At 33.9% G+C, this 13,874-nt stretch carries 18 protein-coding genes; 3 read left to right on the forward strand and 15 right to left on the reverse strand.

From position 1 onward, the window contains the following. Positions 1–3: 3 nt before the first annotated feature. From CJF12_RS17265 to CJF12_RS17305, 9 genes are all read right to left on the reverse strand, one after another. Entirely contained in the window at positions 4–528 is a 525-nt protein-coding gene (locus CJF12_RS17265) for a DinB family protein (RefSeq protein WP_034685274.1), read from the reverse strand. Between the two features lie 10 nt (positions 529–538). After that, positions 539–1,042: a DinB family protein gene (locus CJF12_RS17270; protein WP_034685277.1), complete on the reverse strand. Its 504-nt coding sequence runs from the start codon at positions 1,040–1,042 to the stop codon at positions 539–541. A gap of 140 nt (positions 1,043–1,182) precedes the next feature. Continuing rightward, the gene (locus CJF12_RS17275) at positions 1,183–2,028 is read right to left on the reverse strand and encodes a sialate O-acetylesterase (RefSeq protein WP_034685281.1); all 846 of its coding nucleotides are present in this window, start codon (positions 2,026–2,028) and stop codon (positions 1,183–1,185) included. Positions 2,029–2,053: 25 nt separating this feature from the next. Continuing rightward, a complete protein-coding gene (locus tag CJF12_RS17280) occupies positions 2,054–2,665 on the reverse strand; it encodes a TetR/AcrR family transcriptional regulator (RefSeq protein WP_034685283.1) in 612 nt (203 codons plus the stop codon). Positions 2,666–2,841: 176 nt separating this feature from the next. Then, the gene (locus tag CJF12_RS17285) at positions 2,842–3,912 is read right to left on the reverse strand and encodes a serine hydrolase domain-containing protein (protein ID WP_084675651.1); all 1,071 of its coding nucleotides are present in this window, start codon (positions 3,910–3,912) and stop codon (positions 2,842–2,844) included. Positions 3,913–3,997: 85 nt separating this feature from the next. After that, a complete protein-coding gene (arr, locus tag CJF12_RS17290) occupies positions 3,998–4,435 on the reverse strand; it encodes an NAD(+)--rifampin ADP-ribosyltransferase (protein WP_034685286.1) in 438 nt (145 codons plus the stop codon). 107 nt (positions 4,436–4,542) lie between these two features. After that, positions 4,543–5,196: a DUF4919 domain-containing protein gene (locus tag CJF12_RS17295; protein ID WP_034685288.1), complete on the reverse strand. Its 654-nt coding sequence runs from the start codon at positions 5,194–5,196 to the stop codon at positions 4,543–4,545. 92 nt (positions 5,197–5,288) lie between these two features. Next, positions 5,289–6,509, reverse strand: coding sequence for a T9SS C-terminal target domain-containing protein (locus tag CJF12_RS17300; RefSeq protein ID WP_034685292.1), 1,221 nt, complete (start codon positions 6,507–6,509; stop codon positions 5,289–5,291). Between the two features lie 183 nt (positions 6,510–6,692). Next, positions 6,693–7,202, reverse strand: coding sequence for a dihydrofolate reductase family protein (locus tag CJF12_RS17305; protein ID WP_034685294.1), 510 nt, complete (start codon positions 7,200–7,202; stop codon positions 6,693–6,695). An 82-nt stretch (positions 7,203–7,284) separates the two neighbouring features. Here CJF12_RS17305 and CJF12_RS17310 point away from each other — a divergent pair, with 82 nt between their 5' ends. Beyond that, positions 7,285–7,632, forward strand: a complete 348-nt coding sequence (locus CJF12_RS17310; protein WP_034685296.1) for a winged helix-turn-helix transcriptional regulator — start codon at positions 7,285–7,287, stop codon at positions 7,630–7,632. Between the two features lie 200 nt (positions 7,633–7,832). On the opposite strand, the gene CJF12_RS17315 is transcribed toward CJF12_RS17310, so the two are convergent. Continuing rightward, entirely contained in the window at positions 7,833–8,375 is a 543-nt protein-coding gene (locus CJF12_RS17315) for a hypothetical protein (protein ID WP_034685299.1), read from the reverse strand. Positions 8,376–8,488: 113 nt separating this feature from the next. Then, complete coding sequence (locus CJF12_RS17320; protein WP_131329546.1) at positions 8,489–9,013, reverse strand: hypothetical protein; 525 nt, start codon at positions 9,011–9,013, stop codon at positions 8,489–8,491. Positions 9,014–9,525: 512 nt separating this feature from the next. Here CJF12_RS17320 and CJF12_RS17325 point away from each other — a divergent pair. Both CJF12_RS17325 and CJF12_RS17330 read left to right on the forward strand, forming a co-directional pair. Next, positions 9,526–9,822 (forward strand): helix-turn-helix domain-containing protein, encoded by a 297-nt coding sequence (locus CJF12_RS17325; protein ID WP_034685304.1) that lies wholly within the window; start codon positions 9,526–9,528, stop codon positions 9,820–9,822. Positions 9,823–9,869: 47 nt separating this feature from the next. Beyond that, positions 9,870–10,094, forward strand: a complete 225-nt coding sequence (locus CJF12_RS17330) for a helix-turn-helix domain-containing protein (protein ID WP_034685344.1) — start codon at positions 9,870–9,872, stop codon at positions 10,092–10,094. A 378-nt stretch (positions 10,095–10,472) separates the two neighbouring features. Here CJF12_RS17330 and CJF12_RS17335 read toward each other — a convergent pair whose 3' ends face one another. From CJF12_RS17335 to CJF12_RS19980, 4 genes are all read right to left on the reverse strand, one after another. After that, positions 10,473–11,237: a toll/interleukin-1 receptor domain-containing protein gene (locus CJF12_RS17335; RefSeq protein WP_034685306.1), complete on the reverse strand. Its 765-nt coding sequence runs from the start codon at positions 11,235–11,237 to the stop codon at positions 10,473–10,475. A gap of 257 nt (positions 11,238–11,494) precedes the next feature. Next, the gene (gene groL / locus CJF12_RS17340) at positions 11,495–13,123 is read right to left on the reverse strand and encodes a chaperonin GroEL (RefSeq protein ID WP_034685308.1); all 1,629 of its coding nucleotides are present in this window, start codon (positions 13,121–13,123) and stop codon (positions 11,495–11,497) included. 122 nt (positions 13,124–13,245) lie between these two features. After that, on the reverse strand, positions 13,246–13,524 hold the full coding sequence (locus tag CJF12_RS17345; RefSeq protein WP_034685310.1) for a co-chaperone GroES: 279 nt from the start codon (positions 13,522–13,524) through the stop codon (positions 13,246–13,248). 192 nt (positions 13,525–13,716) lie between these two features. After that, entirely contained in the window at positions 13,717–13,872 is a 156-nt protein-coding gene (locus CJF12_RS19980) for a hypothetical protein (RefSeq protein WP_157759869.1), read from the reverse strand. Between the last annotated feature and the right edge of the window lie 2 nt (positions 13,873–13,874).

Below are 13,874 nucleotides of genomic sequence, written 5' to 3' on the forward strand. Positions count from 1 at the left end.
GTATTACCGATCAAGTATGGCAAGATACTCTCTCCATGGCCCCACATCATTTTTATATTGTTTGGCCATAACTCTGGAAATTTGCGCAATATGTCCAAGATCATGAGCAACCCATGTAGATAATAAGTGCTTGAGAGTAGTGTTGCCCAGTGCAGGATGAATTCCCGTTTTGTTTAAATCTTCGTCCGTTATATGTTTCGATTGTAAAATGGAAAGATTGTTCTTTCTTAATTTCTGAAACTCCTCCAATAATTGGGAAATCGTTTTCCCTTTGCTTTGTTCAAACTGTGCGAATCTATCAAATGGAGCAAAAGTTTTATCCGGTCCATTGGAAAGAATTACCTCCGTTCGAACCATCCAATCCGTTTTTTCTCCGTGAATCAAATGGCCTATTACATCAAAAGGACTCCATGTTTCTTCACCTTCATTATTGTATATCCACTCATCACTTAAGCCTTCCAGTAATGATGTTAAAACCTTTGGAGTACGCTCGAGAACTTCTATTGCTTTATGTAAATTGAATGACATCGTTTAGATATTATTGTTGATCTTTATATATATTCCAAAAGTTATAATCGGTCATGGGAGCATCGGTAAGTCCTATATTCCTTCCCATAGTCACGATCTGCCCACGATGATAAGTTCCATGAATAATGGCATGCTGGATGTATTCGTATTTGGAAAAATCACATTGGAACCAAGGGGATTCTACTTTTACATTTTTTTCTAAATCTTCTTCGGAAAGACTCTCAACATAATCTGCCAACTTTTGAGAATTGTTTTTGATGGCATTGAAAACATCTTCTTTTTGAGTGACATCGGATGTTTGTGCAAAATCAAAATCATGGTTTTCAGAAATAAAACTCCACCAATATTCCTGAGTCTGCCAGATGTGGTGTAACGTTTTTAAGATGGTCGGAAAACTTGAGATGGTTTCCTGATTAAGCTGTTCATCAGACTTGGTAGAAAGCCAATCAATATATTTATTGACTACCCAGTTATTGTACTGAACACTTTTAGTAACTAATGTTTTTAGGCTCATGTTTATAGTTTTTGTGGTTATGTTATTTTTTATTTTGCACAATAAAAATAAATAAAATAGTGATTGAATTTCTATAAAATTTAAAAACCGGTCTGAAAAAACCGGTTTTTATGATTTGATTACTAGGGAAGTAGCATAGATTAAGTGAGCTTTGCAAATTGCTGCTGAAATGTATTGGCATCTATAATTCCCATTGCAAACTCGTATTGTAACAATTCATATTTTTCATTTTTCGTCAGCGGGCGGTTATTGATCATTTCTATAACTTGATCCTCATCAGCTAGTATTCCCGGTATATTGGCTTTTTGTTCAAAGGCTCTGAAATACCGGACTCCCAGTTTTCTTTGAGAAATAGCATCGAAATGAATGTTGTCAGGGTTTGCTGTTAAACCTTCAGCAGAAACAAAATAGCACTGATCATGATCTTTTGCAAATTGGATTAAAGATTCATTCACATCATTATATTCGCTAAAGTATTGACCATACATACCATCTGTTAAAAAATTGCCCAATCCTCCAATGATCAGAGGAATATCCGGAACATTAAGTTCTTCTCTCAGGGCTTCTATGATTACGCTTAATTTTTCCTGGTAAGATTGATATTTTTGTCCATGGCTGTCACTCTCTCCTTGATGCCAGAGAATTCCTGCCAATGTACTTATTTTTTGTGCTGCTTTTGCTTGTGAAACAGCGTGTTGAAATAGTGGCTCCTCTACCGCCCAGTCTTCAAGGCTTGTCCCTCCGTCTGCACAGGGAATTAATCCAATATCGTCTTTGTGATTATGAAATAAACGCCATGAAGAAGCAAAAGAAGCTGCCAGACTGATTCCTGAAGTAGGGCGATCAAAATTAATAGGCTCGGCAATCATTTGCCATCTTCCGTTTCTCAGCATTTTGATCTTTTCATCATGAATAGGATGAACTTCCTGTAGAAACCCACGGCCTGCCATATTCGACTGGCCGATCATTAAAAATGAATATGTCATCGTATATTACTTATTATTCTGTTCTTTACTTTTTTAGTGCCTTACAAACCTTGTCAAATGTGGTCCATAATAGTTCATCTGTTAAAACAAAAGGGAGCCCACTAATACTTTTGCCCTGTTGATGAAAACGTAATAAAGTGTATAGAGGAGCAAAAGCAATTGACCAGTATACCTCAAACGGAATTTCATCAATCTCCCTACGCTTTACCGTATTGGCAATAAAACTCAAAAGATTGTTTTTAAATTCACTCATAAACATTCCCGGCTTTTCATTAAACATTTCGGCAAATTGCTGGCTGTAATGGGAATTATTAATTTGCTCCAAAAAGGGGAGGATCATGGGATTTTTGATTGCATATCGGTATCTGTTGGTCCATTGTACACGCAGTCCTTCTTCGAATGAAGAATCAGGATCAAAGCCTTCATTGATCTGGGATTCCATCTTGTTTCCTTCTTCAATGACAAGTTTGGTAATGAGATCATCCTTATCCTTATAATAAACATAAGGGGTACCCACCGAGATATTGCATGCTTTAGCCAATTTATTAATGGTAAAGCCATTCAATCCATCTTTTACAATAATTTCAATTGCTTTTTGTTTGATTATATTTTCTTTGTTCAAATCCCGGTTACGCATATGATTTCATTATGAGTGATTTATAATTAAATGAATGTTCATTTAATTATAAATACAAATGTATATGATTTTAGACTCAATACCAAAATTAGAGGAAATAATTTTTTTGGAGGAAATAATCAGAAGTAAAACAGGAATAGAGGTCTAGTACTGGAACAAGCTTATAGGAATGATATCTATAGTGTTGTGCTTTCTTTAGGATAGCTTAAATGATCATTGTAAATGATGTCTACAATATCATTAATACATTCATTTCGCGGATACTTTTCCCCATTGATTATTAATGCGATGGAAGTTTTTGATGCTTCATCAAATATGAGGATGGTATTAGTTCCATAGGTTCCGCCTGTATTTCCGTAAAAATCAATATTGTGAAATTTAAATGTCATTAAACCCCTTCCATAAGTTTCTTTTCCAATAATGGGTTTCATCTTTGCGACCGTTTCTTTTGACAAAATTTTATGATCAAACAATAGGTTGATAAATCTATTCAGATCTTGAGTGTTGGAAGACATATCACCAACACCAATAATATTTTTAAAATAAAAATCTTTGGTGAGAACCCACAAATTATTTTCTAAAAGATAGGATTCTGCAATATGAGTGGGATGGTCAAGTGCTGATTGGGTTTTGGAAAGATGAAATGGTCCTGTAATCTGTTCCTTCAGAACATCATTATATTTCTTATGATATTCTTTTTCTATAATCTTTCCCAAGAGATAATATCCGGAATTGGAATAAGATACATTTTCATTAGGCGAAAATAAAATCCTTTGGTTCATCAGCTCTTTCATAATTTCTTCCTGGGTTCTTGGTTCTTTTAACCAGACTGTTTTCTCATCTTTTTTTACATAATTATTTAACCCGCTTGAATGTTCAAGAAGATTTTGGATGGTAATTTTATCAGAGTTTTTTACATCAGGAAAATATTGTCTGAGTGGAGTATCTAATGAAATTTTGTGTTGTTCAATCAGTGTAAAAATCAATGTTGCTGTAAAAAGTTTGGTTATAGATCCAACCTGATACTCCGTGTTTTTATTGAATTTTTTTCCTTGTATTTTCCCGAAAGAATTAAAATACATCTCTTTCCCATCTTGAAAAATAGAAATAGATCCAATATCAAGATTATTTTTCTGGATGTAATTCACATAATCATCCAATTTTTCTGAATGGATGTTTTGAGAATACACCAGGTACTGGAATAGCAGAGTCATCAACACCATAAAAATTTTATCTGAACTTTTCATATTTTTAAATAAGTTATACCACTCATGATTTGAAGACATTGGTCTGTATCTTTTGTCCTTTATTTTATTCTCAATAAATATAGGATTAATTTATTATTTCAGCATCCGGATTCTCTCTCAGCTTTGCAATATTTTCCCGCCATCTTTGGAGTTCTTCATCAGTTAATTTTATCCATTCTGTGACCTCGCCAATAATTTTTATGGGTTCTTTACTGCGATAGGAGCGGGTAGGGTTGCCCGGGAATTTCTTGTCTGTCACATTAGGGTCATTTTCGAATTCTCCGGTAGGCTCCACAATGTATATGCGTTCATGGCCGTCTCCTTTTGCCAATGCAGCGGCAAGTCCAGCCCCATTTTTTAAAGCTGTAAAGTAGATATGATTCATAATGATTTCCGGATAATAATTAGACCCAAATCCAGCTGTAAGCAAGTCTCCGATTTGAAGATCTGCTTTTGTTCCATGATAAAATGGTCCGTTGTCTACAATATGATTGGCTGGTTGCTCGTTTTTGTGGTTTTCCATTGTATGAATGCTAAAGTTACTTTGCTAATTTATATACATATATAATTGCTTATATAGTCTCACCGCTAGCACACGATACAATCGTGCGGCAGCGAGGAGGGTAATTGTTATAGAAAATATCCGCCAACTAATTTTACAAATACTTCTCTTTTCCCAATTTTATAAATTGTTAGAACACTCCCATCTGGAAGGTGTTTCATTTTTTGACTAAATTCGGCTCTTGGTCCAGAGCGTGCTAATATATCAAGCTGTTGTAAAACTTCTCCAGGGGTTAAAACACAAATTGCTGTTTCTTCACTTTTCCCATCCCCACTTTTTTCTATCGTTTGAATGATTAAATCCTTTTGTTGGGAGCATAATTTTTCTTTTTGGGTTTCATTGAGTGCCCGGTAAATATTCATCATGTCATCCAACAAATTTTTATTGAGAGGATTAATTGAATATTTTGATTCTGCCTCAGCAACCATTTGTTCTGCTTTATTTTTTGATAATCTTTTTTGAGCTGGTTTCCAGAACGTGCCAGATTCACGATTGTAGTTTCCAATTGTATAATCAATTTTTACAAATTTACTCCCGTAATAAAGTTGATTCAATTGTTCTTGAGTTAATTCAGAAGGATTTACTTTGAATATATCTAAAAGTTTATAAAAATTTTCCTGTGGATTTTCGGTGACATTCTTTTTAATAAGATCAGTGTTTATTTGTGCATAGAATACTTGAAAAATTAAAACTAAAATACTTGAAATGATATATTTTTTCATTTTTTTATAATTTGAATTGAACGATTGTTTGTTATACTAATTCTACTAAAGGAAATAGTCTACATGAGAAGCGATAGCATTTGAGGAGATCATTATCTCACAATTTTAATACTTTCTAAAACTCCTTTTTCATTTTTAAAACGAAAAATATAAGTTGTTCCATTTTGGACCTTTGATAAATCTATATTTTTATTGTAATAGGCAAAACCTTTGGTAATTTGTTTTCCATCTATTGAGAAAACGGTGTATTCAAATTGATTACTATTATTTTTATTACTGATTACAAAACCGTCTCTAGATGCGTTGGTATAGACCTTTGCTTTAGATACTTGATCTTTATTGGCTGCATTTGCAGAGAGTACACTTTCGCTAATATCTGCTACTTGTATACTTTTAATTGCTGAACTGGTTAGAGACGTTGTACTTCCACCGATGATGTATAATTTATTGTTATATACTTCCGCTGCAGCGTGTCTTCTGGGAATCATATTGGATGATAACTGGTGTAATTTATTAGTGGTAGTATCAAAATAGGCTAGGAAAGCTTGATTATTAAAACCACCTACAATAAAGATCTTATCACTGGATACAGCTAATGAGTGCCCGGATATACCAACAGGCATCGTATATTGATCGATCCAAAGATTAGTGTTGAGGTCGTAAACGTTTATCAGACGAGATGGGGTACCATTAAAACCTCCAATTACATAAAGTTTATCATTAACAATTTTGCCCTTTGCTTCTCTGGCTGTAGGCATATTGGGTAATGAATTCCAGGTATTGGAAGCAATATCATAATACTGGAATTTATTAGAAAATACAGTGGTTGCAGCTCCATTGAGTCCGCTGCCACCAAACACATATATTTTGCCATTATAGATTGCAGAACCTGAATTTCCTGTATAGGAATGATTAATAGCCCCCTTTGTTATTTTATTGGTTGCAAGGTCTAAAATTTCAAGATGGCTATTTCCCCAACCATTAAAAATATAAATTTTATTATTGTAAGTCTCCGAATTAGCAAATCTTTTGGGAAGTAGAGTAGAATTGAGAACACTCCAACTGTTATCAGTAATATTGTATTTCTCAACATATTTTGCATCACTTGCTTTTTCTTGATAACCATTGCTCACATAAATATTATCATTCACGATTACACTGGTTATTGCACCTCTGCCGACGGACATATTACTCAGATTTTGAAAATGAAGTGTTTGTGCATGGGCTAGCAATGAACCCAAAAATGAAAGAAGTAATAACTTTGTTTTCAATGGTGTTAAGGTTTGGTGTTTGTTTTTTATAATCTCAAACATAAAGATTTTTGCCGGAAAAATCATTATTTTCTTTTGAAGTTTCCTGACTTTGGATGACTTATTTTTATTGGCTCAAAGTCGGGAGACTTTGCGCAGCTGTTAATAATTGATCTCGATTATTCATATTTTTTTCGTCCAAAATATATCTAAGACTGTATTCACCTTTTTTTAGATCGTTGTTATTCAGTCTTCTTTGCTTAGATGCAGTTGAATGAAACCGTCTTTAAGGTTATATTCTTTATGTTTAAATTTTGAGTTCAGTACACTGTTGTTTCCTAAAACACCGCCAACTCCTGTGATTAATGGATGAATATTAAAATAAATGTCTGTTACCAAATCTTGGTCTATAAAGGCATTAAAAGCACCTGTTCCACCGCCAACTGCCATTTTATGCAAGCCTTTTTCTGACATATATTCAATAGCTTCTTCGGGACTTGCAACAGTCTTGTAGTCTTTTGATGCGTAAGGTTTTTCAGAGAGTATTACGATTTCTATTCCGCTGAAATGTTCTTTGACTTCCTGTGGGAAATTTAAAAAATTTTCAAAGGTTTTCACGCCTATGACAAGATTTCCCACCTTTTTTGCAAATTCTAAATAAAATCCCATTGCTTCTGGTGGCAACTGATGATGTGGATTATCGGATAATAATACTTTACCATTAGCCGAAATGTTGGCAATTACTGTTACTTTCATTTTTAATTTTTTTTACAGTATAAAATTATCTGAAAGAAACTTTACCTTTACTATACATTACCTTTTGGAAAGTAACTATTTTATGAGTACCAAAAAAAATGACATAAGCAAAGAAAAAATATTGGCCCTTAAAGATGCCATTGAATTATTGGGTGGTAAGTGGAAATTCTGTATTCTGCATAATTTGTATAATTACGAAACAATGCGGTTTAAAGATTTGCAGGAGATGGCTCTGGGAATAAGCCCAAAAGTTCTATCCAAAGAGTTGCAGGAACTGGAAGATAATTTACTAATTACCCGAACGGTTAATAACACCAAGCCTGTTACAGTTTCGTATGCACTTACCCCACACGCCAAAGAAACTGAAGATGTTGTCAATGCCCTAATTGATTTTGGCTTGAAGCATAGGAAGAAGATAAAGGAGAAGTGATTTACATAATTAAGAAGTTGAGTTTACATCAAATCATCTTTTTTAATTTTGAAAGCTTTATTTTCCTCTTTTTTTACTGCTATCGCACGAATCCTTTCGTGTGGTGTATAGTATTATAAATTCTAATAATGTAATCTAAAAGACAGAAGAGCCACACGATACAATCGTGCGGTAGCGACGGTTAGCTGTTGGCCGTTTTTTTATTTCAAATAACTTTGTTCAAGAAGTTCAACTGATTCTGCTTCAGTCAACGGTATCTTTTTATCTGTATTATTTGTTAAATTGAATGAAATCAGATTGTTATTTCTTACTGCATACAATAAATATGAAGTTGGGTCCTTATGATCATTTTGAGGCATATTTTTTACGATAATTCTCCAGACAATATAATTTCTCCCTTCGTTTCTTTTTATTTCGGAAACTTCAGCTTTCACTCCGCTTGAAGACGCCCAGTAATCATATTCCCATTTGTAAAATGCATTCAGCAATTCTTTTTCTGTTAAACCCTCTTTATAAAAATCAAATTTTTCAGGTTTTCTTACTGAAATTAATAAGCTTATTTTTTTGTCTTTATTGCTTAAGTGAAATTTTCCGGATTGTTTAAGTTGATTTTTATATTCCCATTTTCCCGGAATCTCAAATAATTCTCCATTGATTTGAAAAGGAGTCTTTTTTTGTGCAAACGAAAAGGTTGAAATCAGGAAAAGAATGAAGATTGAAAAAAGGTTAACGTTTAATTTCATTTTGATAACAGTATGTTGTAATAAATGCTTAGTAAGACCCAAATTTACATATTGTATTAATATAACTTATATACAATTATGATAATGTTGTTTTGAGTACAAAATTTCCTTTTTTATTTCTTCTTTCTCCTTTCAAGAATAAGATACGCTGCATCCAGCATTTTGATGAGATGAATATACGGGTTTATCATATTCCTTTCCGGTAGCTTGTCGTATATTCCCATTGAGAAATAGACCATTCCGGAAATAAAATAATCAAATTCCTTGATACTGTATTCTTTGAATGCTTTTTTAAATACTAACAGAGGATTTTGGTATTCTTCCTCCGAAAGTAAGCCCAGAACCCATGGAGAAACATTTTTCAATTGAGTATTGACTGTATATTTCTTTTCCTTTAACATTATAAAGTAGCCTATACGGATGAATGAACGCATCGCCTGATGAAAGTGATAAATGACGGACGGATCTTCTTTTATCCAGCTATTTCTTTTAAGGGCATAGCTCATAATGCTGTTTAACAGCTCTTTGGAGGCTGTCAGGTCATTGAGTTGAAAAAACGTTTCCATCAGCTGCAAGCCGCAATGCTTCTTCCAGCCTTTCCCAAGCCGGGATTGAAAGTCTGTTTTTGTTTTTTTCATAAGTGTGTATTTTTCATTGTAGGAGTTTTTACCGGCAGTAAAGAAGTAAGCCTTGCAATGCCTGAATCTACTGTCTATACAAGCCGAATCAATATGATAGAATTTGTGTTTTTTTAAAAGCCCGAAAGCCGCAATGGATTGTACACCCCATTGTACCGTATCATGATACTTTATGTTGTAAAGCTGGCTTAGAAAAAAGATGATTGTAGAAAAGCAGAACAGCATGAAAATAAAAACGGCATGAGACTCTACAATATCTGTAATAGGGGTACTGGTATACCTTGAGACAGATAAGGAGAGCCCACGCCTAGGTCGTGAGCTTCCTGCTTATCTTCTTGTCTCTTAAAAATTACCAGTTTTCTATTACAAGATTCTAAGCAATAGCTTCTATATTTCTTTGAAGTATCGCAAAATTACTCTAATGAGTAATCTTTTCCAAATATAATAATATTTTTAATATACAGGACTATAGTCCTTAGTTTTTTATTTTGTTTTTGGCTCACTTTGTCATTATGCATGATTCTTTAGACGAAATAGAGCGATATATAATTTCAAAAGTAAAAGAGATAAGAGAACAGAGAGGTATTAGTCAAACTTCTCTTTCTTTAGCTATTGGTAAGAGTACGAGTTATATTTCAGATATTGAAGCTCATTCCAAAACCGCAAAATATAATATTAAAAGCCTAAACTTGATATCGAAGGCATTGGGATGCTCTCCAAAAGATTTTTGGCCAGAACAGCCAATTTTGGAGGAGAAATATGAATTTGTAAAAGAGATAGAGATAAAGAAAAAATCTAACGGAGCGTAGGATTTTTATTATAAACTTTCCAAATTACTCTGATAATGGTAATTGCCATGGATAGAATTGAATTTCGAATAGCTTTTGGTAAAAGAGTTGAAAAATTTAGAAAGAAGTTGGGATTAAGCTATCGAGAGCTAGCTCAAAAATGTGACGTGGACCATAGTAATATCAGCAAAATTGAAAAAGGAGAAGTTGATTTAAGAATTTCAACAATACAGGAACTAGCCAAAGGCTTAGAAGTTCATCCACAAGAATTGTTTGATTTTGAAATGGAATAAAAACCAAGCTCCGAAGTCTTCAGGCTCCGGAGCTTATTTTTAAATAGCTTGGTTTTATTTTATTGACTCAAAGTCAGGAGACTTTGCGCAGCAGGGATTTGAGTGTCTTGTTCATAATATTACGGCTAATGTCAAATTTATGTATTGATCGAATATTCATACATATACAATTATGCTAATACTATTTTTTGTAAAGTTGAAGAAATTAACAAGTTATTTTGTGTATGAGTACTATAATAAAAGCCTGCTTTTCTAGGCGCCCACTTCGGGTTATGCTCTATAAAGTATGTGAAATTTAATAAAAGGTTTTTGTTATGCTGTTATTTTCTAGATGAAAATGTTTAAGTCATGAAGATACTGTTCGCGCTACGTAATCTTTTATATAAGTTTATTTTCAATAGCATAATATTTTCCATCATGTGTAATTACGAAATCTCCATCTTTGTCTAACTTGAATAATTTTTTTGCAATTCCTTCTCCTGTAATTAGATCAAACATTATTCTTGAAACGTTCAACACATTTTTTACGTCTTCTTTTGCCACGAAATTATCTCCATTTTCATAGTGGGAGACTAACAATTTCATTATTTCATTGATAGGATCAGAATTATGTTTTGGATTAATTTCTTCTGGAGAAGCCAAAGCAATTTCAGTATTTAAAGAAGTTGTAAATGGATTATTGCCAATTTCAGGCTTCATATATATTGGTGAATTATGAATTTTTCTAATAAGTTCATCAAAAGAAAATTCAAATCCATCTTTTTTTGAAAAGTCAATAAAAAGTTTTGTTTTTAAGAAAGTAGGTACATGAAATGTCCCATTCTGCTTAATTAATGGGATTATTTTGTTTTTATTAATTTTAGTTAACAAATTTGAAGTTATAATCATTTTTTCATAACCAACACCACCTTCGCCTTGATTAGCTTTCAGAACATATCTATCTGTGCAAATCATCAAAATGTAATCTGCTAGAGCTAACTTGGTTTCCATAAAATGTGGTAAGTCGTCTCCAGGAGAAAGATCCCATTGATCTATAATTGCATCAATTCCATTACTTCTTAGCCTAGCGCCTAATTCTAAAGTCCATTTTTTATGCTCGATTGAATCGTGTGAATAAGATATAAATACTTTTGGGATATTCATTTTAATAAAATTAATATATTTTGATGGTTATTTTAAATAAGATAATGATAATAGCCAAATTTACACATTGTATAATTATAAAACATATAAAATTGCGTTAAAGCATTATGTACTTATTATGACAATATTAAACAGAATTTTTCACTAAGTTAAAACATTGAAACATTAGTTGCTTACGGAAAACCATAATTCAAACAAAAAACCGCCCTACAAAAGCAGAGCGGTTTATATATTAAATTTGTCTTAGCGACTCGCTACTACATCATTCCTGGCATTCCACCACCCATTGGCGGCATAGCTGGTTCAGCGCTCTTCACTTCAGTGATTACACATTCAGTTGTTAAAAGCATTCCTGATACAGAAGCTGCATTTTCAAGGGCAACTCTTGTCACTTTCGTAGGGTCGATGATTCCTGCTTCAAGCATGTTTACGTACTCGTCAGTTTTAGCGTTGTATCCGAAGTCTCCGCTTCCTTCTGCAACTTTAGCAACGATTACAGAACCTTCACCTCCTGCGTTAGCAACGATTTGTCTTAATGGCTCTTCGATCGCTCTTTTTACGATTTTAATCCCTGTAGTTTCGTCAGAGTTAATTCCTGTAAGGTTTTCTAAAGCAGCGATAGCTCTTACTAAAGCAACACCACCTCCAGCAACGATACCTTCTTCAACTGCTGCTCTTGTAGCGTGAAGTGCATCATCTACTCTATCTTTCTTTTCTTTCATTTCCACTTCAGAAGCTGCTCCTACGTAAAGTACGGCAACACCACCAGCTAATTTAGCTAATCTCTCCTGTAGTTTTTCTCTGTCGTAATCAGAAGTAGTCGTTTCCATTTGAGCTTTGATCTGAGCTACTCTTCCTTTGATTTTCGCTTCATCACCACCACCGTTTACGATTGTTGTATTATCTTTATCGATCGTTACTTTTTCAGCTGTTCCAAGCATATCTAAAGAGATGTTTTCCATAGTGAAACCTTGCTCTTCAGAAATTACCTGTCCACCTGTAAGGATCGCGATATCTTCTAGCATTGCTTTTCTTCTGTCCCCAAATCCTGGAGCTTTTACAGCAGCAATTTTAAGAGAACCTCTTAATTTGTTTACCACTAAAGTAGCTAAAGCTTCACCTTCCACTTCTTCAGAGATAATCAATAGAGACTTACCCCCTTGTGCAATTGGCTCAAGAACCGGAAGTAATTCTTTCATAGAAGAAATTTTCTTCTCTACTAAAAGGATATATGGGTTTTCTACTTCAGCTACCATTTTCTCAGGGTTAGTCACGAAGTATGGAGACTGGTATCCTCTGTCAAACTGCATACCTTCTACAACATCTACAGTTGTATCGATACCTTTAGCTTCTTCTACAGTGATTACCCCTTCTTTACCTACTTTTCCGAAAGCTTCAGCGATCAAAGTACCGATCGTTTCGTCGTTGTTTGCAGAAACGGAAGCCACTTGCTTCACCATTTCTGTAGAATCTCCAACTGTTTTAGATTGAGATTTAAGGTTTTCAACAACTGCAGTTACTGCTTTGTCAATACCTCTTTTAAGATCCATTGGGTTAGCACCTGCAGCTACATTCTTAAGACCTTCTCTTACGATAGCTTGTGCCAAAACAGTAGCGGTAGTAGTACCGTCTCCTGCAATATCATTAGTTTTAGAAGCGACTTCTTTTACCATCTGCGCTCCCATATTTTCTACTCTGTCTTCAAGTTCGATTTCTTTTGCTACAGAAACACCATCCTTAGTAACGTGAGGTGCACCAAAAGATTTCTCAATTACTACATTTCTTCCTTTAGGTCCTAAAGTTACTTTTACTGCATTTGCCAATGCATCAACCCCTCTTTTTAAAGCGTCTCTTGATTCAATATCGAATTTAATTTCTTTTGCCATTGTTTTGCTGTATTAACGTACGATGTATAATGTACAAAGTACTTGGTTTACTTTTTTAATATTTTAACTTTCGATCGGTCATTAATACATTGTACATTTTACATTGTACAACATACGAAATCTTAACCAATGATTCCTAATAGGTCAGCTTCTTTTACAATTAAGTAATCTTTTCCTTCTAATTTTAATTCAGCTCCTGAATATTTTCCATAAAGAACTTTGTCACCTACTTTAACAGTTGTAGGCTCATCTTTCTTACCAGGACCTACTGCTACTACTGTACCTTCTTGTGGTTTTTCTTTTGCGGTGTCCGGGATAATAATACCTGAAGCTGTTTTAGTTTCTGCAGCGATTGGTTCTACCAAAACTCTGTCTGCTAATGGTTTAAAGTTTACTGACATAATATATCTTTTTTTTAATTATTTCTGGGTTATAATTCTCTAAATGTGTGCCAAATGAAGCCAGAGGATCATACTTGATCATTGAGGGTTGAAAATGGCAGAGTTTTTTTTTCGGTGTGAAATTTTGGCAGAAAAATAAAAAAAATAAAGCCGGAAATTTCCGGCTTTTCTTTTACTGATTTTCTTAAAGAGTTAAGGACAATACTGTCCCGGTCCAATCCATAAGGTACATTTTCCGTTATCGTCGCGTTCACAACAAACAAGTCTTGCTGCACCTCCATTAATGGACTTTTGTGCATCTCTGTTTAATAACTTGGCATTTTTCATGGTTACAGTGGTTTTTTTCATAT

Source organism: Chryseobacterium piperi (assembly GCF_002285635.2).
Lineage (GTDB): Bacteria > Bacteroidota > Bacteroidia > Flavobacteriales > Weeksellaceae > Chryseobacterium > Chryseobacterium piperi.

What these genes read in the sequence shown, in the direction of transcription:
- CJF12_RS17265 (WP_034685274.1), bottom strand. Translation starts at nt 528, where the DNA reads ATGTCATTCAATTTACATAAAGCAATAGAAGTTCTCGAGCGTACTCCA.
- CJF12_RS17270 (WP_034685277.1), bottom strand. Translation starts at nt 1,042, where the DNA reads ATGAGCCTAAAAACATTAGTTACTAAAAGTGTTCAGTACAATAACTGG.
- CJF12_RS17275 (WP_034685281.1), bottom strand. Translation starts at nt 2,028, where the DNA reads ATGACATATTCATTTTTAATGATCGGCCAGTCGAATATGGCAGGCCGT.
- CJF12_RS17280 (WP_034685283.1), bottom strand. Translation starts at nt 2,665, where the DNA reads ATGCGTAACCGGGATTTGAACAAAGAAAATATAATCAAACAAAAAGCA.
- CJF12_RS17285 (WP_084675651.1), bottom strand. Translation starts at nt 3,912, where the DNA reads ATGAAAAGTTCAGATAAAATTTTTATGGTGTTGATGACTCTGCTATTC.
- arr (WP_034685286.1), bottom strand. Translation starts at nt 4,435, where the DNA reads ATGGAAAACCACAAAAACGAGCAACCAGCCAATCATATTGTAGACAAC.
- CJF12_RS17295 (WP_034685288.1), bottom strand. Translation starts at nt 5,196, where the DNA reads ATGAAAAAATATATCATTTCAAGTATTTTAGTTTTAATTTTTCAAGTA.
- CJF12_RS17300 (WP_034685292.1), bottom strand. Translation starts at nt 6,509, where the DNA reads ATGTTTGAGATTATAAAAAACAAACACCAAACCTTAACACCATTGAAA.
- CJF12_RS17305 (WP_034685294.1), bottom strand. Translation starts at nt 7,202, where the DNA reads ATGAAAGTAACAGTAATTGCCAACATTTCGGCTAATGGTAAAGTATTA.
- CJF12_RS17310 (WP_034685296.1), top strand. Translation starts at nt 7,285, where the DNA reads ATGAGTACCAAAAAAAATGACATAAGCAAAGAAAAAATATTGGCCCTT.
- CJF12_RS17315 (WP_034685299.1), bottom strand. Translation starts at nt 8,375, where the DNA reads ATGAAATTAAACGTTAACCTTTTTTCAATCTTCATTCTTTTCCTGATT.
- CJF12_RS17320 (WP_131329546.1), bottom strand. Translation starts at nt 9,013, where the DNA reads ATGAAAAAAACAAAAACAGACTTTCAATCCCGGCTTGGGAAAGGCTGG.
- CJF12_RS17325 (WP_034685304.1), top strand. Translation starts at nt 9,526, where the DNA reads ATGCATGATTCTTTAGACGAAATAGAGCGATATATAATTTCAAAAGTA.
- CJF12_RS17330 (WP_034685344.1), top strand. Translation starts at nt 9,870, where the DNA reads ATGGATAGAATTGAATTTCGAATAGCTTTTGGTAAAAGAGTTGAAAAA.
- CJF12_RS17335 (WP_034685306.1), bottom strand. Translation starts at nt 11,237, where the DNA reads ATGAATATCCCAAAAGTATTTATATCTTATTCACACGATTCAATCGAG.
- groL (WP_034685308.1), bottom strand. Translation starts at nt 13,123, where the DNA reads ATGGCAAAAGAAATTAAATTCGATATTGAATCAAGAGACGCTTTAAAA.
- CJF12_RS17345 (WP_034685310.1), bottom strand. Translation starts at nt 13,524, where the DNA reads ATGTCAGTAAACTTTAAACCATTAGCAGACAGAGTTTTGGTAGAACCA.
- CJF12_RS19980 (WP_157759869.1), bottom strand. Translation starts at nt 13,872, where the DNA reads ATGAAAAAAACCACTGTAACCATGAAAAATGCCAAGTTATTAAACAGA.